Source organism: Saccharopolyspora sp. NPDC000359 (assembly GCF_040300525.1).
Taxonomy (GTDB): Bacteria; Actinomycetota; Actinomycetes; order Mycobacteriales; family Pseudonocardiaceae; genus Saccharopolyspora.
On the sequence record NZ_JBEPDU010000032.1, the window covers coordinates 1 to 26,322 of the forward strand.

Below are 26,322 nucleotides of genomic sequence, written 5' to 3' on the forward strand. Positions count from 1 at the left end.
GCGGCGGGTCCGCGAGGAGACCGGCGCGCACATCGGCCTGGCCGGTCCGGTCGAAGCCGAGCAGGTCCTGGTGCTGCGCCAGTGGAACGGCACCTGGGCGACCGGCCTGCACGACCTGCACGTCCGGATGGGGCTGGGGCTGGGCGGGTTGGCCGTGGCCGAGCGCCGCCCGGTGTGGGTGTCCGACTACTGCGCATCCGACCTGATCACGCACGACTTCGACGTCCCGATCTCGGCGGACGGCATCAAGACCATGCTCGCCGTCCCGATGGTCCGCGCGGGCCGGGTGCAGGGCGTGGTCTACGCGGCGATGCGCGAGGTGTCCCACTTCGGCGGCAGGCAGCTCGACGCCGCGGTGAACCTCGCCGACACCGGCGGCCTGGCGCTGCAAACCGCCTCGGCCGCCCGGCGCCAGCGCGAGCAGGCAGCCGCGGCCGAGCGCCGCCGGATCGCCGCGGAACTGCACGATTCGGTCGGGGCGCGGCTGTTCCACATCGGTGCCGAACTGCGCGACCTGCGCACGCACGCCCAGGAGAGCAGCGAGCTGCTGGACCGGCTGGCGTCGCTGGAGGACCAGCTGGCCGAAACGGCGTCGGCGTTCCGCGATTCGGTGCACGCCCTCGACCACGACGAACCGACCGGCGGGCTGGCCGCGGCCCTGACCCGCGACTGCGCGGCCTTCCAGCGCCGCACCGGCACGACCGCGCAGGCGGTGCAGATCGGCGAGGTCCCGGACTGCGGCGGGCACCGCACCCGGGTCCTGCTGGCGGCGGCCCGCGAAGCGCTGCTCAACGTCGAGAAGCACGCCGCCGCCCGATCGGTGCTGATCAGCTCGATCGCGCTGGACGGCGGGGTGGCGATCTCGGTGGCCGACGACGGGAAGGGCTGGTCCGAACCCGCGGGCAACGGAATCGGCCTGCGCACCACCGCGGACCGGCTGGCCGAGCTCGGCGGCACGCTGTCGGTGGTGGCCAACGAGGACGGCGGCCTGACGGTGCGGATCTGGATCCCGCTGCCGTGACCGAGATCCGCCTCGTGGTCGTCGACGACCACCCGGTGGTCGTCGACGGGGTGCGCCTGCTGCTCCGCGACGACCCGGCGATCCGGGTGGTCGGCGGTGCGACCGACGCCGCCTCCGCGGTCCGCCTGGTCACCCGGACCCGTCCCCACGTGGTCCTGCTGGACCTGCGCCTGCCGGACGCGGTGGCCAGCGAACTGGTCGCCCCGCTGCGCCAGGCGGCCCCGCAAGCCCGCATCGTGGTCTTCACCGCCTACCGGGACCACGCGGCCCTGCGCGCCACCCTCGACGCGGGCGTTGACGGCTGCATCCTCAAGGACGCGGGCGCGACGGACCTGGTCGCGGCGGTGCGCCAGGCGGCGAACGGCATCCAGATCTTCGACCCCCGGGTGGACGACCGGGCGGCCCCGAGGATGCGCTCCCGGCTGCACGAAACAGGCCTCACCCAACGCGAGTACGAGGTCCTTCGTCACGCGGCGGCGGGCCGAACCAACCCGGAGATCGCGGACCAACTGGGCCTGACCCGCCACACGGTGACGGGCTACCTCCGCAACGCGATGCGCAAGCTGGCAGCCCGCAACCGGATCGAGCTCATCACCAAGGCGGCCAAGTCCGGCCTCCTCTGAACTCGCACCCCTCGGCTTCCGGGGTGCTGCCGTCGCTGCGGACAGTCGGCGGCACACCGAAGCCGCCACCGGCCAGGAGCAGCGCGAAAGCTCAACGCCCACCGCCGGATCCGCGGGCGACCGCGTGTTCGACGCTCCAACACCAGTTCCCCACCCGACGCATGGCCAACGGCGCCGCGGGGTAGTCGTCGAACAAGCGCCGAAGATTTTTGGAGGCGGTTCGATGCGCACGGTGTCGGCCTTGCCGCACGATGTCAAGGAGGAGTTGACCTGGATCCCGCTGTCCGACGGCACCCGGTTGGCCGCGCGCATCTGGCGGCCGGTGAGCTCGGACTCCGAACCGGTTCCGGGCATCCTGGAGTTCATCCCGTACCGGCAGCGCGACCTCACCGCGCGCCGGGACCACGTCAACCACCCCTACATGGCCGGGCACGGCTACGCGTGCGCGCGGGTGGACCTGCGCGGCAGCGGTGACTCCGGAGGGCTGCTGCTCGACGAGTACCTGGAGCAGGAGCTCCAGGACGGGGTGGAGGTCCTGGCCTGGCTGGCCGACCAGCCGTGGTGCAGCGGGCGCACCGGCATGATGGGCATCTCCTGGGGCGGGTTCAACGCGCTGCAGGTCGCCGCCCGCCGCCCGCCGGGCTTGGCCGCCATCGCCGCGCTGAGCTTCAGCGACGACCGCTACGCCGACGACGTGCACTACATGGGCGGGTGCTTGCTGAGCGACAACCTGTCCTGGGCGTCGACGATGTTCGCCTACAACTCCTGCCCGCCGGACCCGGAGACCTTCGGGCCGGGCTGGCGGAGCCAGTGGTACGAGCGGCTCGCGGCGTGCGAGCCGTGGTTGGTGGAGTGGTTGCGCCACCAGCGCCGGGACGCCTTCTGGGAGCACGGTTCGGTCTGCGAGGACTACGCCAGCGTCGGGTGCCCGGTCCTGGCGGTCAGCGGGTGGGCCGACGGCTACTCCAACGCCGTCTTCCGGCTGATGCAGCACCTCGACGTGCCGCGGCGCGGCCTCATCGGACCCTGGTCGCACAAGTACCCGCACCTCGGCCAGCCGGGTCCGGCCATCGGCTTCCTGCAGGAGCTGGTCCGCTGGTGGGACCACTGGCTCAAGGACGTCGACAACGGGGTGATGGACGGCCCGATGCTGCGGGTGTGGATGCAGGACAGCATGCCGCCCTCCACCGCCTACGACGAGCGCCCGGGGCGGTGGGTGGGGGAGCCGTCGTGGCCGTCGCCGCACGTGCAGCGGGTGCGCTGCCCGCTGGGCCAGAACGCCATCGCCCGCCCCGGCGAGGCACCGGTGTCGCGCCCGCTGTCGATCGAGTCGCCGCTGTCGGTGGGCCAGTTCGCCGGGAAGTGGTGCTCCTACAACGCGCCCCCCGACCTGCCCTACGACCAGCGTGAGGAGGACGGCGGGTCGCTGGTCTTCGACACCGGGCCGCTGGCCGAGCGCTGCGAGATCCTCGGCGGACCGGTGGCCGAGATCGACCTGGAGGTGGACCGGCCGGCGGCGATGCTGGCGGTGCGGCTCTCCGACATCGCACCGGACGGCCGGGCCACCCGCGTCACCTACGGCCTGCTCAACCTCACCCACCGCGAGGGCCACGCCGACCCCGCACCGCTGCAGCCCGGCGTCCGCTACCGGGTCCGGGTGCAGCTCAACGGTGTCGCCCAGGTCTTCCCGCCCGGCCACCAGATCCGGATGTCGCTGTCCACCTCCTACTGGCCGCTGGCCTGGCCGCCGCCGGAGCCGGTCCGGTTGACCGTGCACCCGGAGAACAGCGCGCTGGAGCTGCCGATCCGCCCGGTGGCCGAGCCCGACGAGGTGGCCGACCCGGTGTTCGCCGAGCCCGAGGGCACCGCCCCGCCGCCCACCACCCAGCTCCAGCACGGGGAGCAGCGATGGACGGTCTCCCGCGACCTCGTCTGCTACCAGTCGGCGCTGGAGGTGGTCAAGGACCTCGGCGTGGTGCGGTTCGACGACGTGGACCTGGCGGTGACCCGCCGCGCGTGCGAGCGCTACAGCTGGACCGCGGACGAGTACGACTCGGTGCGCGGGGAGATCGAGTGGGTCATGGGGTTCGAGCGCGGCGACTGGTCGGTGCGCACGGTGACGCGCACCGTGCTGACGTCCAACGCGACCGAGTTCCGCCTGCACGCCGAGCTGGACGCCTACGAGGACGACCAGCGCGTGTTCTCCCGAAACTGGCAGCGGAGCATCCCGCGCGACCACGTGTGAGCGGTGTTTGCTGATCTGAGGCCCCCGGGAATCCCGTTGGTCGGCGAGAACCGCAGCCGTTCGGAGTCCACGCGGACTGAGTCGGGAGTCGAGGGCGTCGCGCATGACCAACGTGTTCGTCGTGGGACTTGATGAGCGCAACCTCGCGCTGCTGCGCGACGTGTCCCCACCGGGCTGCCGGTTCCGAGCCCTGTTCGGCAAGTCGGAGGTGATGCCCGCGGCGGCGGACTTCCCGGCGCTGCGGGACGAGGCGCACCGCCGCCTCGACGCCTTCGGCGGGTCGATCGACGCGATCATCGGCTACTGGGACTTCCCGACCACCTCCCTGGTGCCGGTCCTGTGCGCCGACTACGGCCTGCCCGGCCCGCGGCTGGAGCCGGTGGTCAAGTGCGAGCACAAGTACTGGAGCCGCCTGGAGCAGCGCAAGGTCACCGACGCGCACCCGCAGTTCGAGCTGGTCGACCCGGCCGACGACACTGGTCTGCCGAGCGGGTTGCGGTTCCCGGTGTGGCTCAAGCCGGTCAAGTCCTACAGCTCGGTGCTGTCGTTCCGGGTCGCCGACCTCGCCGGGCTGTGCCGGACGGTGGCGGAGATCTGGCAGGGCATGGACCAGGTGGGCAAGTCCTTCGACGCGGTGCTGGGCGGTCTGGAACTCCCGCCCGAGGTCGCCGCCGCCGGTGGCCGGGCGTGCTTGGCGGAGGAGGAGATCGGCGGGGCGCAGGTCACTGCCGAGGGCTACTGCTTCCACGGCGAACCGCACGTCTACGGGGTGGTCGACTCGGTGCGCTACCCGGGTTCGGCGAGCTTCCTCCGATACCAGTACCCGTCCCGGCTGCCCGCCCCGGTCCAGCAGCGGATCGTGGACATCAGCACCAGGGTCATCCGCCAGATCGGGCTGGACTCGACGACCTTCAACATCGAGTTCTTCTGGGACCAGTCCGCCGACGCGCTGAAGATCCTGGAGATCAACCCGCGGCTGTCGCAGTCCCACGCCCCGTTGTTCGAGCTGGTCGACGGGGTGTCGAATCACCACTGCATGGTGCGCCTCGCCCTGGACGAGGAGCCGGAGATGCCGCGCGGGCGGGGCAGCTACCCGGTGGCAGCCAAGTGCTTCCTCCGCTCCTTCTCGGACGGGGTGGTTCGGGGCGCGCCGACCGCGCAGCACCTCGCGCAGCTGCGCAGGGAGGTGCCGGAGGTGGTCGTCGAGGTGGCGGCGCACGAGGGGACGCGGCTTTCCGAGCTGGCTGTGCAGGACAGCTACAGCTACGAGCTGGCCACCTGCTACCTGGGTGGCCGGGACGAAGCGGAGTTGGTGGAGAAGTTCCACCGGTGCTCCGAGCTGCTGCCCTTCACCGTCGACGAACTGCCCGCGGGAGTGCGCGGTTGACCCCACATCTGTGGGGGCCCGCTGTGCGAGCTGCGTCTCACCGGCCGGGCCAGCGATCCGCAGGCGGCATCGTTCCAGCAGGTCAGGCGGTTTTGGGAAGGTGTGCGCGGTGGAGGCCCGGCGAACCCGGTGGAGAGGCTTGGTGCATGAACAAGACCTCGAACCTGGTACTCATCCTCGTCGTCGCAGTGGTCGCCGTCGGCCTGCTCGTCCTCGCCGTCACCACGCAGTGAGGGGTTGAGTCCACATCGGACACGGCTGGAGCGCGACCGGTGCTCCCTCGCCGAGGTGCTTCCGGGCCTGGAGCTCGCCGCAGTGGTGGGAGCGCTCGGTGGAGATCTGCAGCGCCCGCTCGAAGCACTGCCGGGCCTGCGCGGTGCGGCCGTCGGCCAGCGCGCGCTGACCCAGCTGGCACAGCAGTTCCACCACCTCCGTCCACCGCGCCAGCTCCTCGGCGATGTCGATCATCGCGCGCAGGGTCTGCTGGCGGGACGGGCGACCGCGACCGGCACCGGACGGCAGGGCGAACCGGTCGTGCAGGCTCTCGGCCAAGCGCTGCGCTTCGAACACCCGCAACTGTTCGGGCTGGTCGGCGTGGGCGGGGTGATGTTCCTGGTGACCCAGTACCGGCAGCTGGTCGAAGGGCTCTCCCCGTTCGCCGCGCGCCTGTGGATGGGGCCACCGGCGCTGATGATGTTCCTGGCCTCGCTGACCGCCCCGCTGCTCGCGCGCCGGGTGCGTCCGGGCGTGATCGTGGCGGTGACCCTCGTGCTGTCCACTGCGGGCTACCTGCTGCTGTCCGTTGTGGACCGTGGCGACATCGGGCTGGTGGTGAGCCCGACCTGCTGCGCCAGGCGCAGGACGCATCCACCGCGGGCCTGAACGTGACAACCCTGGTCACCGGCCTCGGCGCCCTGGTGTCGGCCACCGTGCTGCGGCACGTCGGCACCATCGGCGACGACCGCTGAACGAGTGGCCCGATCCTTGCGCAGGATGGCCATCGGGCCACTGGTCGCCGGGGTGCCCAGGCAGCACGATCGAGGGGACGGGACGACGACGTGCTGAGGAGGCGACGATGTGGTTGTGGTTGTGGTTGCTGGTGGAGGCGGTCCTCGCGTTCGCGCTGGCGCTCAGCGCGGTGGGCTGGGTCCGCCGTGGTCCGCGGAGTCGATGCTGAGGTCGTGAGTGGCGATGGTGGTTTGGGCAACCATCGCCACTCACGAAGAGGTCGTGAGTGGGGATGGTGGTTTGGGCAACCATCGCCGCTCACGAGGTGTTGCGGGCGCGCTTGCGGGCGCGGTAGGCCGCGGCCTTGACGCGGTTCCCGCACTCCTCCATGCCGCACCAGGTGCGGCGGGCGCCGCGGGAGCGGTCGAGGTAGATCCGGGTGCAGTCGGCGCGCCCGCACTCCTTGAGGCAGGCGTCGGGGTCGGCGAGCAGCGCGATGGCGCTCCGGGCGAGCTGGGTGAGCACGGCGGGCAGGTCCCCCGACGTGCTCACCCCCGAGTCGCTGAGCCGGACCGCGAGCACCGGTCCGGCGGCGGTGCTGTTGACGATGTCGAGGCTGGCCGGGTCGAAGGACCTGCCGAGCACGCGGTCGAGCGCGAGCCGGTACACCGCTTCCCGCAGCGCGAGCGCGGCTTCGAACGTCGCGCTGTCGGCGGTGACGCGGTCGGGCAGCTCGGCGCACTCGGCGACCCAGTGCTCCAGGTCGGCGGGGCAGATGAGGGCGTCACTGGGCTCGTCCCGGCGGGAGCCGACGGTGCCGGCCAGGTCCAGGGCCGGGTTGCCGCTCACGAACGCGAAGTCCACGTCACCATCTTGACCGGTGACGCATCTCGGGGCAAGCTCGTCACCAGTTGAACCGGTGACGCGGAGGAGCGGGTGTGGACGGGATCGAGGTCGTGGTGTTCGACGTCCTGGGAACGCTGGTCGACGAGACCAGCGGTCTTCGGGCGGAAATCCGCGCAGCAGCCTCGGGATCCGACGTGGACGCGCTGGTCGCGGCGTGGCAGCGGCACGTCGAGCGCGAACAGCAGCGCATCGCGCGCGGAGATCGCGCGTACGCCAACTCCGAGGTCATCGACGCGGAAGCCGCCAGGCAGGTGGCCGACCGCGCCGGGCGCACCGATCCGGCGGTGATCTTCCGGTTGGCCACCGCGAGCCAGCGCCTACCCGCCTGGCCGGACTCCGCCGCCGGTCTCGAACTGCTCGCGCAGCGGTTCCCGGTGGTTGGTCTCTCCAACGCCAGCCGCGCGGCCCTGCTGCGGCTGAACGCGCATGCCGGACTGCGCTGGCACCTGGCGCTGTCCGCCGAAGCCGCCTCCGCCTACAAGCCCGCGGCGGAGGTCTACCGGCTCGCCATCGACTCCGCCGCCTGCCCGCCTGAGCGCATCCTCATGGTGGCGGCCCACTCCTGGGACCTCCGCGGAGCTCAGGCGCAGGGCATGCGGACCACCTACGTCCACCGCCCGGTCGGCGACTCGCCGACGAGCGCCGACACCTTCGACGGGCACTTCGACGACCTGGCCGACCTCGCTGCTTCGCTGGCGAGCTAACCCGAGGGCTGCCATGGCCGATTGCCGCCAGTGCGCGCCGCTGCCGCGTGCCAACGTGGGAGCGTGAGTAACAGATCACCGCTGATCGACGCGGGGGAGTCGGCGTGGGTCGGCGAGCTCCCCGACCCGGCCCCGCACACCGCGGCTGAGCTCTCCGCAGTGGTCGGTCTGCTGGCGCGGCACGACGCGGTCACCGTCGGCCACAGCCGCGACGACGCGTCCCGAACCGCAGCGGAGGCATTCGCCGCCGCGTGGCGGGCAGCAGGGGGCACCGTTCTGGCCACAGTGGACTGGCCGGAGGTGGCCGCCTCCTGGCTGCGCCCGGCGAAGCGGATGACCGCCGACCTCCCGGACGCGTGGGTGGTGGCGGCCGCCCCGCTCGGCTTCGCCCAACTCGCCCGCCGACTGCGGCACAGCACGGGATGGGAACCCTCCCGCACGATCGCCTTCGCGGGCTTGCAGGACTCCCGGCTCCCAGCGCTCACCGGTGGCCGGGTCCTCGACGGGCTGCGCGGCGCAACGGCGGGCGGTGGCACCTGGGAAGTGCGTGGCCGCTGGGTCAGCACGACCGTGGTGTGACCACAGTGGACTCCGCGGTAGTTCGGGTGCGGTCCGTGGTGAGGTGTGGTGCCATCGATCCGTGTGCGCATCGACCCTCCCGAGGACCTGCTCGACCGCATGGAGCGGAACCTGGCCGAGCACGCCTGCCACCTGCACCGCGGGCTGGCGGGCGCGACGGTCGTGGAGAGCGCCGACCTGCTGGTGGCGGACAGCGGCCTCGACGACGACACGTTCAACATCGTCGCGCGGGCCCGCTTCACCCCGAAGTCGGCCGCCGCCCGAATCGACGAGGCGCTCCGGGAGCTGACCGCCACCGGACGCCGGTTCTCCTGGTGGGTCGGCCCGGCCTCGGCCCCGACCAACCTGCGGGACCGCCTGTCGGCGGCCGGTCTGCCCGAAGCGGAACGCGAGGCGGCGATGTGGGCGGAACTCGACGACCTGCCGCGTCCCGAAGTGGCCGGGCTGGAGATCCGCACGGCGACCACGCCCGCGGAACTCGCCGACTACGCCCAGGTCCTCGCCGCGAACTGGGACCCGCCCGCAGAGACCGTCCGCAGCTTCTTCGCCCGCACCGCGGACCGGGCGCTGGCCGCGGACTGCCCGTCCCGCTACCTGGTCGGCTACGTGGACGGGCAACCGGTCTGCTCGGTCGAGGTCTTCCTGCACGCGGGAGTCGCCGGGATCTACAACATCTGCACCCTGACCACCCACCGCCGCCGAGGCTACGGCGGCGCGATGACCTTGGCCGTCCTCCACACGGCCCGCGACCACGGCCACAACACGGCGGTCCTGCAAGCCTCAACGGACGGAGAACCGGTCTACCGCCGCATCGGCTTCCACCCCTGCGGCCACTACACGGAGCACGCCATCAACTGAGCTGTTCGGGGAGGTCGGTGACGCGCCAGAGGCCCAGTGCCTTGTCGGCGTAGTGGCCGTCGCCTTCCTCGCAGCCTTCGGTGATCACTTCGAGGGGTTCGGGGAAGGCGAACGGGGCGAGTTGGAAGTTCAGCGGGCGCCAGTCGCCGGTTTCGACGTCGACGTTCACCTCCAGGTCCGGGAACGTGGTGGTCAGCAGGTAGCCGATTCCGCTGTCCCGGATGGTGCGCAGGGCCGCGCGGATCTGCTCGAAGCTGAGGTGCACCAGGCAGTCCCGGCACAGCAGCAGGTCCGCGGCGGGGAGCCGGTCGCGGGTGAGGTCCAGGACCTCGAAGCGCCGGTCGTCCGAGGCGAAGCGCTGGCGGTTGCGCTCGACCAGCTCTGGCACGATGTCGGCGCCGAAGTAGCTCGTCACGCCCAGGTTGGTGGTCGACAGCCAGCCGAAGTCACCGCAGGGCACGTCCGCGAGGGAGCGCACCTGCCACCGGCGCAGCAACGCGGGGACCTCGGCGCGGATGTGCTCGGTGGCGGCGCCCTCCGACCCCAGCCCGGACACCGATTCCGGGCTGCCCCACAGGTTCTGCTCGTAGATGTAGCGGAACACCCCGCCGGTGTCCTGGTCGGCCAGCCGCTCGCGGTGCTCGCGGAACGTGGCGTTGGTGGTCAACTCCGGGCGTCCCCACGACGTTCCGGCTGCGCTCATCGCGTCGTCCTCCTGGTGGTCCCGGTGGATCCACCACCGGCCGAGATCTCGGTTCCGGACGGCGCTGTCCGCAATCGAAGTGCACCAGCTCCCGACCCGCTCCGCCATCGCGCAACAGGAGTACCGCCACTACCCCCGGCGGCCCCGGTCGCTTGTGGCGCTTGCGTTCTCGCTGCTCACGGGCTCAGGTGGTAGTGCGCGGCGACCAGTTCGGCGGCGCACTCCTCGGGCTGCTGCGCGGCCGCGTGGTCGAGCGCGCAGCGCAGGGCGGCCAGCGCTTCCGGTGCGACCTCGGCGAGCAGGTCGGCGGCGCGGTCGGTGGACTTGGCGAGGTCGACGAGCAGCGCCTGCACCTCGATGCTGTCCGGTCTGACGAGGACCGAGGGAATGGTGCTGCGAAGTTGCGCGCGCAGGGCGTGCATGACGCGGTCCGCGTCGGGATGGGCGACCACGGCATCCCTCCTTGGGCGCTTCGGGCCTGCTACCGGGGGGGGGGGACGCTCCAGGGATCAGCTCGTGACGGCGTCCTCCGGGCGGTAGACGCGCAGCACCTCGTCGCGCGAGGTGAACCGGAAGTCCCGCCCCGGTTCGACGACCTCGCCGTCGCAGGCCAGCGCCACCGGTTCGCTGAGCACCTCGACGTGCGTGGCCTTCTGCTCCTGCTGGACGTAGGTGCGGCTGTTGATCAGCGCACCGGTCAGCGCGGCGAAGGCGCACCGGAGCCGGGACAGCGGGAGGTCGGCGCGGATGTAGCGGATGTCGAGCACCCCGTCGTCCAGGCGCGGCCGCCAGGTCGGGGCGAAGCCCTTCGGCTGGTAGCCGGTGGCGCCGACGAACAGCAGCCAGATCTTGCGGTGCACCCCGTCGATGCGGACGTCGATCGGCTCCGCCTTGGCGAGGACCCGCAGCAGCGCCGCGGCAGCCGCGGGCCACTTGCCCCAGCGCGGCTGCCACTTCTCCCGCAACCGGACCATGTCGGGGTAGCCGCCGAGGCTGGCGGTGTTGACGAACCACCGGTCCGGCCGGTCGTCGACGCCGACCGAGCCCAGGTCGACCCGCACCGCGGACCCGGCGGTCAACGCCCGCGCCGAGTCCTGCGCGCTCGTCACGCCCAGGTCGCGGGCGAAGTGGTTCAACGTGCCCGCCGGGACCACGGCGAGCGGCAGCCCGCGGACGGCGGCCGCGGAGGCGGCGGCCGCCACGGTGCCGTCCCCGCCGGCGACGGCCAGCGCGCGGACGTCGTCACCGGCCGCGTCCAGCTCGCGGTGCAGCTGCTCGACGAGATCGGCTTTGGGGTCCGGGCGCAGGACCTTGGCGGCGGGCCACAGCTCGGACACCGTGGCGGACGGGTCCTCGTCGGCGTCCCCGGACGCCGGGTTGACCAGCACCGCGAGCCCGTTGCCGTCGGGCAGCGCGGCGACGTGCTGGCTCGGCCGGGCCCACCCCGGCTCGGCCGGGCGCACCGGCCACCACCAGCGGGTCGCCAACCCGACCCCGCAGCCGATCGCGGCGCCGAAGACGACGTCGGTGGGCCAGTGCACCCCGACGTGCACGCGGGAGTACGCCACGGCCGCCGCGACCGGCAGCACCGCCGCGCCCAGCAGGGGTGACTCCATGGTCACCGCGGTGGTGAACGCAGCGGCGGAGGCGGCGTGCCCGGACGGGAACGACGAGGAGGCGGGCGGCGAGCCGACCCGCCGGTGCGTGGGCAGCAGGTGGGTGGCCGGACGTCGCCGCGGCAGCAGCCGCTTGGCCAGCAGGTTCGTCACGGCGCTGGTGGCCCCGATGGCGGCGACCCCGCGCAGCGCGGCCCGCCGCGAAGGCCCCTTGCGCAGCACCAACCCACCGGCCACCGCGAACCACAACTTGCTGTGGTTCGCCGACCAGCTGAGCCCCCGCATCGCGGGGTCGACGACGCTGCGCGGGAGCATGGCATTGCGGTGCACCAGAAGACGATCAACGCCAGAAACCCGCCTGCGTGCCGCGCCGAGAACCTTGAACATGACCACATGCTAGGCGCTGGGAGCCCGCCACCCCGGCAACCAGCCCACCAACACGCCCCCCATCGAAAGCGACGGTGGACACACCAACCCGTGGCGAGGAAAGGCGAAGGCCGAAGGCGGGGTGGTGGTGTCAGTGCGGTGCCGCAGAGGAGTGGTGAGAACGGACGAGGACCTCAAGTGGGCGGTGAGTTCGGTGCGGTGCTGAAGGAGGAGAGTGCGAGGTGAGTGGGGTGCCGTACGAGGGGTGGTGGGGGTTGCGATTTCCATCGAGACTGCTCGACCTCGCGACTGGCGATTCCGTCGATAACGTCGCGATGTCGATGGGAATTGCACATCACAAGGCGACCACCTACCGCATTGACCTCCACGAAACCACGCGCCCACGCACCTCTTCAGCATCAACCACACCCCGTCACCACCGTCTACCCCCAGCCTCCAAACCTCCACAGTGGATCCAAAATCGACGGAAAATTCCCCACCACGCGGAAACCTCGTCAGCCCATGCGGTATCCACCCCGCTAGGTCACGATGGAGTCGGGTTGACTTCGAGGGGGCGAGGTCGGATGCGGGTCAACGTGGATCTCAACCGTTGCCAGGCCTACGCGCAGTGCGCCTTCCTGGCCCCGGACGTCTTCCAGCTGCACGGCGAAGAAGCCCTCCTCTACCAGCCGGACGTTGACGAGTCGCACCGCGACGACGTGCTCCGCGCGGCGGCAGCGTGCCCGGTCCAGGCCATCCTGGTCGACCGGGCCGAGCCACCGAGGGCCGAGCGATGACCAGCAGCCCAAGGCGGATCGTGATCGTCGGAGCATCCCTGGCCGGGCTGCGGGCCGCCGAGCACCTGCGGGCGGGTGGCTTCGACGGGGCGCTCACGCTGATCGGCAGCGAACCGCACGAGCCCTACGACCGGCCACCGCTGTCCAAGCAGGTCCTGCTCGGGATGACGCGGCCCGAGGGCACCGCGTTGCCCCGCACCCGCGAGGTCGACGCGGAGTGGCGGCTCGGGGTCGCCGCCGCCGGGTTGGACCGCGAGCGCAGGCGGGTGCAGCTGGCCGACGGCGCGGAGGTCGACTACGACCGGCTGCTGATCGCGACCGGCGTCCGCTCGCGCCCCTGGCCCAACGAGTCCGAAGCCACGCTGGACGGGGTCTGCGTCCTGCGGACCAGGGACGACGCCGCGCACTTCGGTCGGCTGCTGGCCCGCCGCCCGCACCGGGTGCTGATCATCGGCGCCGGGTTCACCGGTTCGGAGATCGCCTCGGCGTGCCGGGAGCGCGGGTACGCCGTCACCGTCGCCGAGCGCGGGGAGGCACCGCTGGTGGGCGCGCTGGGCGGGGTGGTCGGCGAGGTGGCGGCGCGGCTGCAGCGGGACCACGGCGTCGACCTGCGCTGCGGCGTCATGGTGACCTCGCTGGAAGGCGACTCCGCTGGTCGGCTCCGGCGCGCCCACCTGTCCGACGGTTCTGCGCTGGACGCGGAAGTCGCCGTGGTGGCTCTTGGCGCGGTGCGCAACACCGGGTGGCTGGAGGGCTCGGGGTTGGCGGCGGGGCCGCGCGGTGTCGCCTGCGACGCCGGGTGCCGGGCCTTCGACGTCCACGGCATCGTCACCGACGACGTGTTCGCGGCGGGGGACGTCGCCCGGACCCCGCACCCGCTGTTCGGCTACCAGTTCCTCTCGCTGGAGCACTGGGGCAACGCCGTGGCGCAGGCCGAGATCGCCGCGCACAACATGATCAGCGCCGATGCCCGGCGGCGGCCGCACCTGTGGACGCCGTCGTTCTGGTCCGCGCAGTTCGGCGTGAACATCAAGTCCGTCGGCGCGCCGTCGATGGGCGAGGAGGTCGTGGTGACCCAGGGTTCGCTCGCCGACCACCGCTTCGCCGCCGCCTACGGGTACCGGGGGCGGGTGATCGCCGCGGTCGGCTTCGACCACGGGAAGTGGATGGACGGCTACCGGCGGCTGATCGAGCAGGCCGCGCCGTTCCCGCCGGAACTGCCCGGTGGGCAGCGGCCGGTGCCCGCCCGGTTCCCCGACCCGGCGCTGCCCAGCCACGGCCCCACCGTCACCCTGACCGGCCACTCGCCCACCGAGAAGCGGGTCGTGTTCACCCCGGCCCGCGCCTGATCGACAGGAGTTGCGCATGTCCAGCCCGGTGCAGCGGATCGCCGACCAGGCGGCGCGCCCCGACCCCTACCCGGTCTACGCCGAGCTCCGCCGGAACCCGGTGGTCCGCGACGAGAGCGGTGTCCACCTGGTCACCACCTACTGGGAGATCCGCGACCTGCTGCAGGACCCGCGGATCAGCTCCGACGCGCGGAACCTGGCGCCGGGCGCCAACCCGCTGCTGGCCGAGGAGGACGAGACGGCGCTGCCGCCCAGCTTCATCCGCCTGGACCCGCCCGAGCACGACCGGTTGCGCCGCTTGGCGATGCGCCCGTTCGGGCCGCCGCACAGCCCGCGCCGCATCCACGACATGCACGGCGAGCTGGCCGCCATCGTCACCAACCTGCTCGACGGGCTCGGCGAGCGGTTCGACGTGGTCGACGACTTCGCCTACCCGCTGCCGGTGGCGGTGATCTGCCAGCTGCTCGGCGTGCCGCAGGAGGACGAACCGCGCTTCCGGGTGCTGGTCGACGGGGTGGTCGCGGGCCTGAACCCGGCCCAGCCGGTGGCGGAGAAGCGCGCCGCCCAGCGCAGCCGCTTCGAACTCGGGCAGTACTTGGCCGAGCTGATCGAGCAGCACCGCCGCGACCCCGGCGACGACATGCTCTCGGCGTGGGTCACCGACGAGGGCCCGGAGGGGCGGATGTCCCTGGTGGAGCTGATCACCACCGCTGTCCTGCTGCTGATCGCGGGCCACGAGACGACGGTCAACCTGATCACCAACGGCGTGCTCACCCTGCTGCGCCACCCGGACCAGCTGGAACGCCTGCGCGCGGACCCGTCGCTGGCGCCGGTGCTGGTGGAGGAGCTGCTGCGCTTCGAGCCGCCGGTGCAGCTGCTCCCGCAGCGCACCACGCTGACCGACCTGGAGGTGGCGGGCACGGTGATCCCGAAGGGCGCGCCGGTGTGGTTGCTGCTCGCCTCGGGCAACCGCGACCCGCAGCGCTTCACCGCCCCGGACCGCTTCGACCCGACCCGCGAGGACAACCAGCACCTCGGCTTCGGCTTCGGCGTGCACGCCTGCTTCGGTGCCCCGCTGGCCCGCCTGGAAGCCCAGGTGGCGCTGACCGAACTCGCCCGCAGGCTCCCCAACCCGCACCTACCCGATGACCCACCGCCCTACCGCCCCAGCCCGGTCCTCCGCGGCCCCCGTCACCTGACCATCACCACCGGAACTTGACGTGGGGAACTCCTCGTTGAGTGGTCATGCCGAAGTCCGAAGTGGACATGGGGACTCGCCGAAACTGGTCGCGGCGGTGGATCGGGCACCCAGATCACGGAGTCTGCTTCCCGCTCCCGGCCGCCGCTTGGGCGCAAGGCGAGTGACGCCCGTCCCTGCCGGGGTTCAGCCACCCGAGCGCAGTGGGTGCCTCCGGGCGCGGCGGCTCGTCCAGGTCAGTTGGCAGACCCGGGGTGCCGGGGCCCCGCCCGGGCCCGCGCTGTCCGCGGCGCGGGCGAAGGCGCCCCGGATGGCCGCCTCCGCCTCGGAGCAGGCCTGCCAGCCGCTGATCTCGCCGCCCTTGCGGGGCTCCACGTCCCGGTAGGTGGCGAAGAAGTGGCTGATCTCGTCGCGGTCGTGCGGCGGGATGTCGGACAGGTCGCGAATGTGGTCCGCGCGCGGGTCCTCGGCCTGCACGCACAGGACCTTGGCGTCCGGCCCCTGCTCGTCGCGCATCCAGAACACCGCCACCGGCCGGACCCTGATCATGCAGCCCGGGAAGGTCGGGTGGACCACCTGCACCAGCGCGTCCAGCGGGTCGCCGTCCTCGGCGAGCGTGCCGGGGAAGTACCCGTAGTCGGCCGGGTAGCGGGTCGCGGTGAACAGGGTGCGGTCCAGCCGGATGCGCCCGCGCTCGTGGTCCATCTCGTACCGGTTGCGCGACCCCCGCGGGATCTCCACGACCATTTCGAGTTCCACGGTGCTCTCCCCTCGTGGAGCCGCCGTCCCCAGTGTCGCGCGCCTTGCACCGGCACGCCTGCCAACCGGAGCGGTCGGGTGACCGACCGAATCGGTCGGGTAGGGTCGCGGCATGGCACGAGCGCTGCGGCAGCAGGTTGACGAGGAGATCCTCGACCGCGCGGCTGCGCTGTTCGCCCAGCACGGCTTCGAGCAGACCTCCCTGAAGGCGCTGGCCGACGCGGTCGGCCTGTCCAAGGCGGGACTGCTGCACCACTACCCGAGCAAGGAGGCCCTGCACGCGGCGGCGCTGCAGTTCTCCGCGGTGCGGTGCGGGCAGGTGCGCGACCAGGTCGCGGCGCTGCCGCGCGGCCTGGAGCGGGACCGCCGCGTGCTGGAGCTGCTGACCGACACCGCGCTGGACCGGCCGGGGCTGGTGGCGCTGCTGTTCCGCCCGGTCACCACGCCGGAGGCGCACAACGCCGACCACGACGCGCTGCTGTCCGACCTGTTCGGGGTCGACCCGTCGGACGTGGAGCGGCTGGTCCGGGTGACGGGGGCGCTGAGCGCGCTGGCGGTGCTGAGCCTGGCCGCCCACTACCGGGGCGACAAGACGTCCTGGCGGCCGCGCATCGTCGCGACCTGCCTGGACGCCCTGGGCCACGCGGGCTCGGACCGCGTCCGGGGGTGACGAGGCGTGCCGGACCACAGGAAGTCGAGGAGGGTGATGTGGCAGTCGGATCCAAGCCGTTGACCGGGGCCAGCTCGGTGGGCGAGTGGCTCGCGCATCCCGAGGGAGCGCCGCTGCTGCGCGAACTGCTGGCGCAGACCGGTTCCGACGTGCAGGTTCTCGCGCCGGTGCGCCAGCTCCCGCTGCAGCAGCTGGTCGACCTGAGCCAGGGTGCGCTGCCGCAGGACGTCGTCGACGACCTGGTGCTGCGGGCCAACGGCGGTGTGGTGCCGGAGGAGCCCGCGGCGGACACCGGGTGGCAGGAGCGCATCACGCCGGGCCGCTTCGACGGCAGGACCGTGGTCGTCACCGGCGCCGGTTCGGGCATCGGCCGGGCCACCGCCTCCCGCGTCGCGCGGGAAGGTGGCCGGGTGGTGGCGGTGGACCTCGCCGCCGAGCGGCTGGAGTCGCTGGTCGCGGACCTGCCGGATGCCGGGGTCGTCACCGTCGTCGCCGACCTCACCGACGCCGACCACCTCCAGCGGATCCTCGACGCCGCCGGGCCGCGCATCGACGGGCTGGCCAACGTGGCGGGCATCAACGACGACTTCTCCCCGATCCACGAGGTGTCCGACGAGGTCTGGCAGCGGGTCTTCGCCACCAACGTCGACGGCCTGTTCCGGCTCACCCGGGCGGTGGTCCCGGTGATGCTCGAAGCCGGGCGGGGATCGATCGTCAACGTCGCGTCCGAGGCGGCGCTACGCGGATCGGCCGCGGGCGTCGCCTACACCGCCTCCAAGCACGCCGTCGTCGGCATCACGCGCAGCTCGGCGTTCATGTACGGGCCGCAGGGCATCCGGGTCAACGCGGTCGCGCCCGGCGGGGTGGCCACCGGGATCGCCAGCGCCGGGACGGCCTCGGAGTTCGGTGGTGGTCGCCTCCGCGACTTCCACGCCCTGATCCCGCCAATCGCCGCCGCCGAGCATGTCGCGGCGTCCATCACCTTCCTGCTCAGCGACGACGGGGTGAACGTCTCCGGCGCGGTCCTGCCTTCGGACGGGGCCTGGTCGGTGCAGTGATCCGGGGTCGTGAGTGCGAAACGGGGTTGGAACACTGTTACGCACTCACGACCCCCTCACCAGGCGACGGGGAGCTCCTTCAACCCGTAGATCGCCTGGTGGGTGGCGAAGGCGACCGCCTCGTCCGGGACCGCCAGGCGCAGGCCCGGGAACCTCCGCAGCAGCGCGGGGAAGGCGATGCGCATCTCCATCCGCGCCAGCGGTGCTCCGAGGCAGTGGTGGACGCCGTGGCCGAAGCCCAGGTGCGGGGACGCGGGGCGGGTGATGTCCAGGCGGTCCGGATCGTCGGTCAGCTCCGGATCCCGGTTCGCCGCTGGGAGGTTGAACACCACCAGGTCCCCGCGACGGATGGTCCTGCCCGCGAACTCGACGTCCCGGGTGGCCATCCGCGGCGATCCGCCGTTGACCACGCTGAGCCAGCGCAGCAGTTCCTCGACGGCCTTGGGCACGGTCTCCGGGTCGTCGCGGACGAGGGCCAGCTGGTCCGGGTGGCGCAGCAGCGCGAGGGTGCCCAGGCCGAGCATGTTCGAGGTCGTCTCGTGGCCAGCCACGAGCAGCAGGTTGGCGATGCCGACCAGTTCGGCGTTGCTGAGCCGGTCGTCGTGGTCGCGGATCAGCATGCCGATGAGGTCCTCGCCGGGGTCGCGGCGGGCCCGCGCGACGAGTTCGTTCATGTAGGCCAGCGACTGCGCGGCGAGCTCGACCTTCTCGGACTGGGGCAGCGTGGTGTCGAGCTGGCGGTTGGTGCGCGCCTGGAACTCGGCCTGGTCGGCGGTGGGGACCCCGAGCAGCTCGCAGATGACCAGCGAGGGGATCGGCAGCGCGAACTCGGCCACCAGGTCGACGGGGGCGCCGCGGCGCTCCATGGCGTCGAGGTGCTGGTCGACGATCTCCACGATGCGCGGTTCGAGGCGGCGCATCCTTCGCACGGTGAACTCCGGGGTGAGCATCCGGCGCAGCCGGGTGTGGTCCGGCGGGTCCAGCGAGAGCAGGTTCCCGCTGCGGTCGCCGGAGAGCTGGCGCGGGTCCAGCGCCAGCCCGTCGAGGTCCTCCGGGCCCCAGCCGTTGCGGAAGGTCTCCGCGTCGCCGAGCATCTGCCGCACGTCCGCGTGGCGGGTGAGCAGCCACGCCGACGGGCCGAACGGGGTGGGCACCTGGGTGATCCCAGGCCGGTCGCGCAGCGCCGCCATGTCGGGCGCCGGGCTGAATCCGGTGCGGAGGTTGCCGTGCCGCTCGGCGGCGGGGGACTGGTCCATGCGGGCTCCTGGTTGGTTCGGTGGACAGGTGGCCTACCGGCGCGCGGGGCCCGGCAGGAAGCTGGCGACCACCAGCGCGAACAGCGCGGCGACGGCGCCGATGGCCAGCACGACGCGGAACCCGGCGAGCGAGGGGACCGCCGCACCGGCCAGGTCGATCGTCAGGTGCGCGAGCACGGCCCCGGCGATCGAGCTGGACAGCGAGGTGCCGATGGAGCGCATCAGCGTGTTGAGGCTGTTGGCCGCGGCGGTTTCGGACACCGGCACGGCGGCCATGACCAGCGCGGGCATCGCGCCGTAGGCGAGCCCGACCCCGGCGCCGATGATGCTGGAGGCGATCATGAGCTGCCAGATCGTGGACATCATCACCAGGCTCAGGCCGTACCCGGTGGCGACGACGAGCGCACCGACCATCAGCGTCACCTTCGGGCCCCTGGCCCGGGAGATGCGCGCCGACACCGGCGACATCGCCATCATGATCAGCCCGTTCGGTGCCATCACCAGGCCCGCGGCCAGGATCGACTGCCCGAGCCCGTAGCCGGTCGCCGCGGGCAGCTGCAGCAGCTGCGGGATGACCAGCGAGGTGGCGAACATCGCGAACCCGAACACCACGGAGGCGATGTTGGTGAGCAGCACCTGGCGGCGCGCGGTGGTGCGCAGGTCGACCAGCGGGTGCGGCGTGCGCAGCTCCCACCAGCCCCACACCGCCAGCACCACCAGCCCGGCGACGAGCAACCCGGGGGTCAGCCAACCGCTCCAGCCCCAGTCGGCCCCCTTGGAGATCACCAGCAGCAGGCACAGCAGCGCGATCGACAAGCCCACCGCGCCCGGCAGGTCGAACCGACCGCGGGTGCGGACCCGCGACTCCGGCACGAGCGTGGTCACCAGCACCGCCGCGGCGGCGCCCAGGGCGGCAGCCACCCAGAACAGCGTGTGCCAGTCGGCCTTCTCGGCGATGAACGCGGCCGCGGGCAACCCCAGCGCCCCGCCGACACCGAGGGAGGCGCTCATCAGCGCGGTCGCGCCACCGAGCCGCTCCGGCGGCAGCTCGTCGCGCATGATGCTGATGCCCAGCGGGATGACGCCGGAGGACAGGCCTTGCAGGACCCGCCCGACCACCATCAGCACGAGCCCGTTGGACAGCGCGCAGACGACCGAGCCCAGCACCAGCATCCCCAGGCTGAACAGCAGCATGCGCCGCTTGCCGTGCATGTCGCCGAGCCGACCGACGGTGGGCGTGGCCACGGCCGCGGCCAGCAGGGTGGCGGTGATCGCCCACGCGGCGTCCGCCGGGCTCGCGCTCAGCAGCTCGGGCAGCTTGGGCACCAGCGGGATCATCAGGGTCTGCGTGAGCGAGACGACGATGCCGCTGAACGCCAGCACCGGCACGACGGTGCTCGGGCGCGCCTGCGGGGGAGCGGCCGCGGCGGGCGGCGTGCTGGGGGCACGGGTCATGGGTGCAAGGGCTCCCATCGTCGGGTGGCTTGAAATCCGCTGGTCCATCGTGCGTGCAGATCGGCGCACCCGCTGCGGACCCCGCAGGTTTAAGTCAGCTGCTTGACTGACGATAGCAGTCGGCGTTTCACTGGGGCCACCGGCCGCGGTGGGGCGGCCGCCGGGACGCGGCGATCTGCAGGTCACACTGGAGGTGCTGCTGCGCGAGCTCGGAACCGGCCGCGCGGCCGCGCCAGTCGGAGCGGCCCTGGGCCGCGCTAGGTTCCAGTGCGGTGGTGATCATGATGGCGCGAACGACGGGGTCGACGCGGGCGGCGGCGACGCGGGAGCTGATCCTCTCGGCCGCGGAGCGGCTCTTCGCCGAGCACGGCGTGGTCGCGGTGTCGAACCGGCAGGTCAGCGAGGCGGCCGGGCAGGGCAACAACACCGCGGTCGGCTACCACTTCGGGTCGAAGGTCGACCTGATCCGCGCGATCCTGCGCAAGCACAGCAGCCCGATCGAGCAGCTGCGCGCCGAGATGGTCGCCGAGGTCGGCGACTCCGCGGACGTGCGCGACTGGGTGGCCTGCGTGGTCCGCCCGTCCACCCGGTACCTGGCTGCGCTCGGCGCCCCGACCTGGTTCGGCCGCTTCGGCGCCCAGGTGATGACCGACCCGGCCTACCGCCAGATCATGGTGGCGGAGTCGCTCAACTCGCCCTCGCTGCTGCGGGCCACCGACGGGCTCCACAGCTGCCTGCCGGACCTGCCGCTGGAGGTGCGCTTGGAGCGCCGGGACATGGTGCGCCAGCTGATGGTGCACATGATCGCGGAGCGGGAGCGCGCGCTGGCCGAGGGGGAGCCGACCCCGCGGCGGACGTGGGAGGACGCGGCGAACGGCCTGATCGACGGCATCGTGGGCCTGTACATGGCGCCCGTGACCGGTCCCGCCCGCTGACCCGGCGTGGCATCGTGGTGGTGCACGGGGGTCCGTCGAGTTGAGCGAGGTGTCTTGAGCGAGCTGCGAGAAGTCCTGGTGGTCGGCGCGTCTGCCGCCGGTCTGTCCACAGTGGAAGCACTTCGGCGGAAGGGCTACCGCGGTGCGGTGACCGTGCTCGGCGCCGAGCGGCACCTGCCCTACGACCGGCCGCCGCTGTCGAAGAAGGTGCTCTCCGGCGAGTGGCAGCCCGACCGCGCCAACCTGAGGCAGGAGGCGGCCCTGGCGGCGCTGGACGCCGAGTTCGTCCTCGCCGACGCCGCGGTGGGCCTGGACCCCGCGACGCGGGCGGTGCGGACCGCCTCCGGCCGGGAGCTGGCCGCGGACGCCGTCGTCATCGCCACCGGCGCGAAGCCCCGGACGCTGCCCGGGCAGGACGGGCTGGACGGCGTCCACGTCCTGCGCACCCTCGACGATTCCGCAGCCCTGCGCGAGAGCCTGCTCGCTGCTTCGCGGCTGGTCGTCGTCGGTGAGGGCGTGCTGGGATCGGAGATCGCCGCCACGGCCCGCACGATGGGCCTGGCGGTCACGGTGGTCGGCCCGCAGCCGCTGCCGATGGCCGCCCAACTCGGCCCGCTCGTCGCGCAGCGCCTCGCCGACCTGCACGCGGAGCGCGGCGTGGTGCTCCGCCTGGGAACCGGCGTGGACGGCTTCACCTCCGAAGGTGGCCGGGTCACCGGCGTGCACCTCAGCGGCGGCGAGGTGCTGCCCGCCGACGTGGTCGTGGTCGCGGTCGGTGCCGCCCCGCAGACAGCCTGGCTCGCCGACAGCGGCCTCAGGATCGACAACGGCGTGGTCTGCGACGCGCACTGCCGCGCGGCGCCGGGCGTGTACGCGGTGGGCGACGTCGCGCGCTGGTGGCACGAACCCTCGAAGTCGTTGCTGCGCCTGGAGAACCGGACGAACGCGACGGAACAAGCCGCCGCGGTGGCGGCGAACGTCCTGGGCGAGGAGCTCCCGTACACGCCGATCCCGTACTTCTGGACCGACCAGTACGACGCCAAGCTCCACGTCCACGGCACCGTCCCACCAGACGCCGAAGTGGCGGTGGTGGAGGGCTCCCCGGCCGAAGGCCGCTTCGTGACCCAGTACAGCCGCGCAGGCCGAACGGTCGGGGTCGTCGGCTGGAACATGGCCAAGCAAGCCCGCCTCCACCGCCAGCAGATCACCTGACCTGCGTCCGCCCCCAGGCCTGGTTGACCGCCTCGACGATGTGCTGGTATCCCGTGCACCGGCAGAGGTTGCCGGACAGGAGCTCGCGGATCGACTCGTCGTCCGGGTGGTCTTCGGGCTCGGCTGCGGTGAGTGTCGTGAGCAGGCCCGGGCTGCAGAAGCCGCACTGGAGGCCGTGGCAGTCCTTGAAGGCCTGCTGGAGGGGGCTCAGGCCCTCCTGCGGGGTGAGGCCCTCGACCGTGGTCACCTCGGTTCCGTCCGCCTGCACCGCCAGGGTGATGCAGGAGCGCGCCGGTTCGCCGTCGACCAGGATCGTGCAGGCCCCGCAGACGCCGTGCTCGCAGCCCGCGTGGGTGCCGGTGAGGCCGAGGTCCTCGCGGAGGAAGTCCACCAGCAGGCGGCGCACGGGGACCGCGCGCTGGACCTCCCGGCCGTTCACGGTCAACGTGATCTCCCTGCTCGCGGACGGTGTTTCAGGCATTCGACACCTGCTTCAGGGCTCGGTGCGCGGCTGAGCGCAGGGCGGCGCGTCGGGTGTGCGGGTCGGCGCGGGGGTCGTCGGGCGGGGCGGTGGCGTCGGCTGCGGCTTGGGCCGCGGAGGCGATCAGCGCGTCGTCGAGCGCCTGCCCGCGCAGCACCGCTTCCGCTTCGGGGAGGCGCTGGACCGTGCCGCCGATGCCGAGCCCGACCAGGCGCGCTTCGGTCACCGCACCATCGGCGACGTCCAGCGCGGCGGCCACGCCCGCGAGGGCGAAATCGCCTGCACGCGTGCCGATTTCGGCGAACCCGCAGCGCGCAGCGCGAACCGGCACGCGTACCTCGGTGAGGACCTCCTCGGCGGACAGCGCGGTCTGGAACGGTGCGACGAACAGGTCCGACGCCGGGATGGAGCGGCGGCCGCTGGTGCCGGTCACCACCACCTCGGCGTCCAGCGCGACGGCCGCCGCGCACAGCTCGGCTGCCGGATCGGCGTGGGCGAGGGAGCCGCCGATGGTGCCCCGGGAGCGGATCTGGTGGTGTCCGACGTGGCGCAGCGCCAAGCCGAGCAGCGGGCAGGACTCCCGGACCAGCTGGGCGGTCTCGGCGGTGCGCTGGCGCACGCCCGCGCCGATGACCAGGACGTCGTCCTTGCGGCGCAGCCCGGACAGCTCCGGCAGGCGGCCGATGTCGACCAGGACGCTCGGGCGGGCCAGGCGGAAGTTCATCATCGGCAGCAGGCTCTGTCCACCCGCCAGCGCCTTCGCGTCCTCGTCGGCGGCCAGCAGCCGGACCGCCTCGTCGAGGGTCCCCGGGCGGGCGTAGTGGAACGGCGGTGGCTTCACGACCGGGCCTCCTCGATCAGCCGACGCACCACCGACGGGGTCAGCGGGGTGGAGTCGAAGCCGGTCACGCCCAGCGCGTGCTCGACGGCGCTCGCGATCGCAGCTGGCGGCCCGATGATGCCCGCCTCCCCGGCCCCCTTGATGCCGAACGGGATCTCGGGCGCCGGGCTGCACAGCTCCTCGGTGGTGATGTCGGGGACCTCGCAGGCCGTGGGCAGCACGTAGTCGGCGAAGGTGGTGGCCAGCGGTTGCCCGTCCTCGTAGGGCAGCTGCTCGTGCAGCGCCCCGCCGATGCCCTGCGCGACACCGCCGTGGACCTGCCCGGCCACGGTCAGCGGGTTGATGACGCGGCCGCAGTCGTGCACCGCCGCGTACCGCCGCACCCGCACCACGCCGGTGCCGGGGTCGACCTCGACCACCGCGGCGTGCGTGGAGTTGGTGTAGTTGGCCGCCGCGTTCATCTTCCCGTCCGGGCGCGGCCCGTGGTCGACACCGGGCGGTTCGTAGCTGGCCCGCGCGTCCAGGCCCGGAGCGAGCCCCGGCGGCAGCTCGAAGGTGCGGGTCAGGGCCACCCGCGCCACCTGCGACCAGGGCACCGAGCTGCCGGGGCTGCCGCGCACCTGGAACCCGCCGTCGGCCAGCTCCAGGTCCTCCGGAGCCGCCTCCAGCAGGTGCGCGGCGATCTCGGTCCCCTTGCGCCGCAGCACCTCCGCGGCCTGCGCGATGGCGCCACCCGCCACCAGCGCGCTGCGGCTGGCGTAGCTGCCCAGGCCGAACGGCGCGGTGTCGGTGTCGCCCATGACGACCCGCACCTGGTCGATCGGCAGGGCCAGCGACTCGGCGACCAGGGTGGCCACCGCGGTGTGCGCGCCCTGGCCCATCGCCGAGATGCCCACCGCGACCGTGACCCCACCATCTGGGTCGAAGCGCAGGTCCGCCGCGTCCTGTCCGCTGCGGATGCCGGTCACGGAGAAGGCGCTGGCGGCCACCCCCTCGATGTAGGTGGCGTACCCGACGCCCAGGTGCGCGCCCGGCTCGGCGCGTTCCCGCTCCTCCGCGAGCATCTGCTCGCCGAGCTCCACCGCCCGCTCGAAAGCCGCGCGGTGGCTGCCGGAATCCAGCCGCGCGCCCGCGGCGGTCTCGTACGGCAGGTCGTCCGGGTCGAGGATCATCCGGCGGCGCAGGTCGAGCGGGTCGATGCCCAGCTCCCGGCCGATCTTGTCCACCAACCGCTCGATCGCGAAGGTGCCCTCCGGCATGCCGTAGCCGCGGTAGCCACCGAGCGGGGTCTTGTTGGTGACCACGCCCTCGACCGCCACGCACTGGTGCGGGATTCGGTACGGCCCGCACAGCGACCCGACCGCCACCAGGCTCGGGCCGAACCCGCCCGGGAACGCCTCCCCGGACCCCAGGTCGGTGCGGATCCGCCCGCGCAGCGCCGCGATGGTCCCGTCGTCGCGCACCGCCGCGGACAGTTCGATGCGCATGTCCCGGGCGTGGCAGGCGGTGAGCAGGTGCTCGTGGCGGTCCTCGACCCAGCGGACCGGGCGGCGCAACCGCACCGCCAACCACGGCACCAGGTAGTCCTCGGGGTACAGCTGGTTCTTCTGTCCGAACCCGCCCCCGACGTCGGGCGTGATGACCCGGACGTCCCGCTCGGCCATGCCGAGCACGCCGGCCAGCATCGAGCGCACCAGGTGCGCGGCCTGGGCGGAGATCCACACCGTCAGCCGGTCGCCGTCGTACTCGGCCACCACCCCGCGGGTTTCCAGCGGAGCGGCCGCGTGGCGGTGGGTCGTGTAGGTGCCGCTGATCGTGCGGAAGCGCTCGAACGCCGCGTCCACGGCCGGGTTCTCCGGGGCCATCGACAGCAGCAGGTTGTCGCCCCACTCCGGGTAGAGCAGCGGTGCGTCGGGGGCCAGCGCCGCGTCGGTGGTGGTGGCGGTGGGCAGCGGGTCGAGGTCGACCTCGACGAGTTCGGCGGCGTCCTCGGCGAGGTAGCGGTCATCGGCGACCACCACCGCCAGCGGGCACCCGACGTAGCGGACGCGGTCGCGCGCCAGCAGGGCCTGCCGCACCGGGCGCACCCACTCGACCAAGTCCGGGAGCGGGCCGATGGGCAGGTCCGCGCCGCTGACGGCGGCGTGCACGCCCGGCGACCGCAGCGCGGCGGAGGTGTCGACGGCGCGCACCTCGGCGTGCGGCAGCTCGCTGCGGACGAACGCGACCTCGAGCATGCCGGGCCGCACCACGTCGGCGATGTAGCGGGCGCGGCCGGTCAGGAGGCGGTCGTCCTCGATCCGGGGAACGCGTGCGCCGATCAGCGTTGGGCGCGTGCTCTGCATCGGTTGCACT

General features: G+C 72.8%; 26 protein-coding genes. 15 read left to right on the top strand and 11 right to left on the bottom strand.

Annotated elements, in window-relative coordinates; translation table 11 throughout:
- The 4 genes from ABT324_RS20470 to ABT324_RS20485 all read left to right on the top strand — a co-directional run.
- Nucleotides 1-1,021: GAF domain-containing sensor histidine kinase (locus ABT324_RS20470; protein WP_351179702.1), on the top strand; the 1,021-nt coding region annotated here is incomplete at its 5' end.
- Complete coding sequence (locus ABT324_RS20475) at nucleotides 1,018-1,644, top strand: response regulator (RefSeq protein WP_351179704.1); 627 nt, start codon at nucleotides 1,018-1,020, stop codon at nucleotides 1,642-1,644. The genes ABT324_RS20470 and ABT324_RS20475, both read left to right, overlap by 4 nt.
- Before the next feature lie 223 nt (nucleotides 1,645-1,867).
- Nucleotides 1,868-3,889, top strand: a complete 2,022-nt coding sequence (locus ABT324_RS20480; protein ID WP_351179707.1) for a CocE/NonD family hydrolase — start codon at nucleotides 1,868-1,870, stop codon at nucleotides 3,887-3,889.
- Between the two features lie 103 nt (nucleotides 3,890-3,992).
- On the top strand, nucleotides 3,993-5,276 hold the full coding sequence (locus ABT324_RS20485; protein ID WP_351179710.1) for an ATP-grasp domain-containing protein: 1,284 nt from the start codon (nucleotides 3,993-3,995) through the stop codon (nucleotides 5,274-5,276).
- Between the two features lie 219 nt (nucleotides 5,277-5,495).
- Here the strand turns inward: ABT324_RS20485 and ABT324_RS20490 are convergent, their stop codons facing one another.
- Nucleotides 5,496-5,846: a hypothetical protein gene (locus ABT324_RS20490; protein WP_351179713.1), complete on the bottom strand. Its 351-nt coding sequence runs from the start codon at nucleotides 5,844-5,846 to the stop codon at nucleotides 5,496-5,498.
- 24 nt (nucleotides 5,847-5,870) lie between these two features.
- Between ABT324_RS20490 and ABT324_RS20495 the strand changes: the two genes are divergently transcribed.
- The gene (locus ABT324_RS20495; protein WP_351179716.1) at nucleotides 5,871-6,158 is read left to right on the top strand and encodes an MFS transporter; all 288 of its coding nucleotides are present in this window, start codon (nucleotides 5,871-5,873) and stop codon (nucleotides 6,156-6,158) included.
- A gap of 384 nt (nucleotides 6,159-6,542) precedes the next feature.
- Here ABT324_RS20495 and ABT324_RS20500 read toward each other — a convergent pair whose 3' ends face one another.
- Nucleotides 6,543-7,088: a CGNR zinc finger domain-containing protein gene (locus ABT324_RS20500; protein WP_351179719.1), complete on the bottom strand. Its 546-nt coding sequence runs from the start codon at nucleotides 7,086-7,088 to the stop codon at nucleotides 6,543-6,545.
- 74 nt (nucleotides 7,089-7,162) lie between these two features.
- Here ABT324_RS20500 and ABT324_RS20505 point away from each other — a divergent pair, with 74 nt between their 5' ends.
- The 3 genes from ABT324_RS20505 (at nucleotide 7,163) to ABT324_RS20515 (ending at nucleotide 9,271) form a co-directional block, all read left to right on the top strand.
- Nucleotides 7,163-7,834, top strand: coding sequence for a haloacid dehalogenase type II (locus ABT324_RS20505; protein WP_351179722.1), 672 nt, complete (start codon nucleotides 7,163-7,165; stop codon nucleotides 7,832-7,834).
- 63 nt (nucleotides 7,835-7,897) lie between these two features.
- Nucleotides 7,898-8,413 (top strand): ABC transporter substrate-binding protein, encoded by a 516-nt coding sequence (locus ABT324_RS20510; protein WP_351179725.1) that lies wholly within the window; start codon nucleotides 7,898-7,900, stop codon nucleotides 8,411-8,413.
- 48 nt (nucleotides 8,414-8,461) lie between these two features.
- Entirely contained in the window at nucleotides 8,462-9,271 is an 810-nt protein-coding gene (locus ABT324_RS20515; RefSeq protein ID WP_351179728.1) for a GNAT family N-acetyltransferase, read from the top strand.
- Here ABT324_RS20515 and ABT324_RS20520 read toward each other — a convergent pair.
- The 3 genes from ABT324_RS20520 to ABT324_RS20530 form a co-directional block, all read right to left on the bottom strand.
- Nucleotides 9,264-9,974, bottom strand: a complete 711-nt coding sequence (locus ABT324_RS20520) for a class I SAM-dependent methyltransferase (protein ID WP_351179731.1) — start codon at nucleotides 9,972-9,974, stop codon at nucleotides 9,264-9,266. The two genes, ABT324_RS20515 and ABT324_RS20520, sit on opposite strands and share 8 nt — an antisense overlap.
- A gap of 176 nt (nucleotides 9,975-10,150) precedes the next feature.
- Complete coding sequence (locus tag ABT324_RS20525; protein ID WP_351179734.1) at nucleotides 10,151-10,426, bottom strand: hypothetical protein; 276 nt, start codon at nucleotides 10,424-10,426, stop codon at nucleotides 10,151-10,153.
- Nucleotides 10,427-10,483: 57 nt separating this feature from the next.
- The gene (locus ABT324_RS20530; RefSeq protein ID WP_502949777.1) at nucleotides 10,484-11,977 is read right to left on the bottom strand and encodes a bifunctional phosphatase PAP2/diacylglycerol kinase family protein; all 1,494 of its coding nucleotides are present in this window, start codon (nucleotides 11,975-11,977) and stop codon (nucleotides 10,484-10,486) included.
- 575 nt (nucleotides 11,978-12,552) lie between these two features.
- On the opposite strand from ABT324_RS20530, the gene ABT324_RS20535 reads away from it, so the two are divergent.
- From ABT324_RS20535 to ABT324_RS20545, 3 genes are read left to right on the top strand one after another with little or no spacing between them, the layout of a single operon-like run.
- Complete coding sequence (locus ABT324_RS20535) at nucleotides 12,553-12,753, top strand: ferredoxin (protein WP_351179740.1); 201 nt, start codon at nucleotides 12,553-12,555, stop codon at nucleotides 12,751-12,753.
- A complete protein-coding gene (locus tag ABT324_RS20540) occupies nucleotides 12,750-14,102 on the top strand; it encodes an NAD(P)/FAD-dependent oxidoreductase (protein ID WP_351179743.1) in 1,353 nt (450 codons plus the stop codon). The genes ABT324_RS20535 and ABT324_RS20540 overlap by 4 nt, the downstream gene beginning before the upstream one ends.
- Nucleotides 14,103-14,118: 16 nt before the next feature.
- Nucleotides 14,119-15,321, top strand: coding sequence for a cytochrome P450 (locus tag ABT324_RS20545; RefSeq protein WP_351179746.1), 1,203 nt, complete (start codon nucleotides 14,119-14,121; stop codon nucleotides 15,319-15,321).
- Between the two features lie 165 nt (nucleotides 15,322-15,486).
- On the opposite strand, the gene ABT324_RS20550 is transcribed toward ABT324_RS20545, so the two are convergent.
- A complete protein-coding gene (locus tag ABT324_RS20550; protein ID WP_351179749.1) occupies nucleotides 15,487-16,059 on the bottom strand; it encodes an inorganic diphosphatase in 573 nt (190 codons plus the stop codon).
- 112 nt (nucleotides 16,060-16,171) lie between these two features.
- On the opposite strand from ABT324_RS20550, the gene ABT324_RS20555 reads away from it, so the two are divergent.
- A complete protein-coding gene (locus ABT324_RS20555; protein WP_351179752.1) occupies nucleotides 16,172-16,729 on the top strand; it encodes a TetR/AcrR family transcriptional regulator in 558 nt (185 codons plus the stop codon).
- A 38-nt stretch (nucleotides 16,730-16,767) separates the two neighbouring features.
- Nucleotides 16,768-17,787 (top strand): SDR family NAD(P)-dependent oxidoreductase, encoded by a 1,020-nt coding sequence (locus ABT324_RS20560; protein WP_351179755.1) that lies wholly within the window; start codon nucleotides 16,768-16,770, stop codon nucleotides 17,785-17,787.
- 56 nt (nucleotides 17,788-17,843) lie between these two features.
- Here ABT324_RS20560 and ABT324_RS20565 read toward each other — a convergent pair whose 3' ends face one another.
- Both ABT324_RS20565 and ABT324_RS20570 read right to left on the bottom strand, forming a co-directional pair.
- Nucleotides 17,844-19,043 (bottom strand): cytochrome P450, encoded by a 1,200-nt coding sequence (locus ABT324_RS20565; protein ID WP_351179758.1) that lies wholly within the window; start codon nucleotides 19,041-19,043, stop codon nucleotides 17,844-17,846.
- A 33-nt stretch (nucleotides 19,044-19,076) separates the two neighbouring features.
- Nucleotides 19,077-20,498 (bottom strand): MFS transporter, encoded by a 1,422-nt coding sequence (locus ABT324_RS20570; RefSeq protein ID WP_351179761.1) that lies wholly within the window; start codon nucleotides 20,496-20,498, stop codon nucleotides 19,077-19,079.
- A gap of 281 nt (nucleotides 20,499-20,779) precedes the next feature.
- On the opposite strand from ABT324_RS20570, the gene ABT324_RS20575 reads away from it, so the two are divergent.
- Together ABT324_RS20575 and ABT324_RS20580 are read left to right on the top strand one after the other, a co-directional pair.
- On the top strand, nucleotides 20,780-21,433 hold the full coding sequence (locus ABT324_RS20575; RefSeq protein WP_351179764.1) for a TetR/AcrR family transcriptional regulator: 654 nt from the start codon (nucleotides 20,780-20,782) through the stop codon (nucleotides 21,431-21,433).
- 54 nt (nucleotides 21,434-21,487) lie between these two features.
- Nucleotides 21,488-22,645, top strand: a complete 1,158-nt coding sequence (locus tag ABT324_RS20580) for an NAD(P)/FAD-dependent oxidoreductase (protein ID WP_351179767.1) — start codon at nucleotides 21,488-21,490, stop codon at nucleotides 22,643-22,645.
- On the opposite strand, the gene ABT324_RS20585 is transcribed toward ABT324_RS20580, so the two are convergent.
- From ABT324_RS20585 to ABT324_RS20595, 3 genes are read right to left on the bottom strand one after another with little or no spacing between them, the layout of a single operon-like run.
- Nucleotides 22,638-23,126 carry a (2Fe-2S)-binding protein gene (locus ABT324_RS20585; protein ID WP_351179770.1) on the bottom strand — a complete coding sequence of 163 codons (489 nt, stop codon included), beginning with the start codon at nucleotides 23,124-23,126 and terminating at the stop codon, nucleotides 22,638-22,640. The genes ABT324_RS20580 and ABT324_RS20585 overlap by 8 nt on opposite strands.
- Nucleotides 23,119-23,967 carry an FAD binding domain-containing protein gene (locus ABT324_RS20590; protein WP_351179773.1) on the bottom strand — a complete coding sequence of 283 codons (849 nt, stop codon included), beginning with the start codon at nucleotides 23,965-23,967 and terminating at the stop codon, nucleotides 23,119-23,121. The genes ABT324_RS20585 and ABT324_RS20590 overlap by 8 nt, the downstream gene beginning before the upstream one ends.
- Nucleotides 23,964-26,312, bottom strand: coding sequence for a xanthine dehydrogenase family protein molybdopterin-binding subunit (locus ABT324_RS20595; protein ID WP_351179776.1), 2,349 nt, complete (start codon nucleotides 26,310-26,312; stop codon nucleotides 23,964-23,966). Before ABT324_RS20595 ends, ABT324_RS20590 begins: the two co-directional genes overlap by 4 nt.
- Between the last annotated feature and the right edge of the window lie 10 nt (nucleotides 26,313-26,322).

Coding starts and splice junctions, on each gene's coding strand:
- ABT324_RS20530 (WP_502949777.1), bottom strand. CDS start 11,977: ATGTTCAAGGTTCTCGGCGCGGCACGCAGGCGGGTTTCTGGCGTTGAT.
- ABT324_RS20520 (WP_351179731.1), bottom strand. CDS start 9,974: ATGAGCGCAGCCGGAACGTCGTGGGGACGCCCGGAGTTGACCACCAAC.
- ABT324_RS20555 (WP_351179752.1), top strand. CDS start 16,172: ATGGCACGAGCGCTGCGGCAGCAGGTTGACGAGGAGATCCTCGACCGC.
- ABT324_RS20570 (WP_351179761.1), bottom strand. CDS start 20,498: ATGACCCGTGCCCCCAGCACGCCGCCCGCCGCGGCCGCTCCCCCGCAG.
- ABT324_RS20565 (WP_351179758.1), bottom strand. CDS start 19,043: ATGGACCAGTCCCCCGCCGCCGAGCGGCACGGCAACCTCCGCACCGGA.
- ABT324_RS20585 (WP_351179770.1), bottom strand. CDS start 23,126: ATGCCTGAAACACCGTCCGCGAGCAGGGAGATCACGTTGACCGTGAAC.
- ABT324_RS20595 (WP_351179776.1), bottom strand. CDS start 26,312: ATGCAGAGCACGCGCCCAACGCTGATCGGCGCACGCGTTCCCCGGATC.
- ABT324_RS20545 (WP_351179746.1), top strand. CDS start 14,119: ATGTCCAGCCCGGTGCAGCGGATCGCCGACCAGGCGGCGCGCCCCGAC.
- ABT324_RS20480 (WP_351179707.1), top strand. CDS start 1,868: ATGCGCACGGTGTCGGCCTTGCCGCACGATGTCAAGGAGGAGTTGACC.
- ABT324_RS20485 (WP_351179710.1), top strand. CDS start 3,993: ATGACCAACGTGTTCGTCGTGGGACTTGATGAGCGCAACCTCGCGCTG.
- ABT324_RS20575 (WP_351179764.1), top strand. CDS start 20,780: ATGATGGCGCGAACGACGGGGTCGACGCGGGCGGCGGCGACGCGGGAG.
- ABT324_RS20540 (WP_351179743.1), top strand. CDS start 12,750: ATGACCAGCAGCCCAAGGCGGATCGTGATCGTCGGAGCATCCCTGGCC.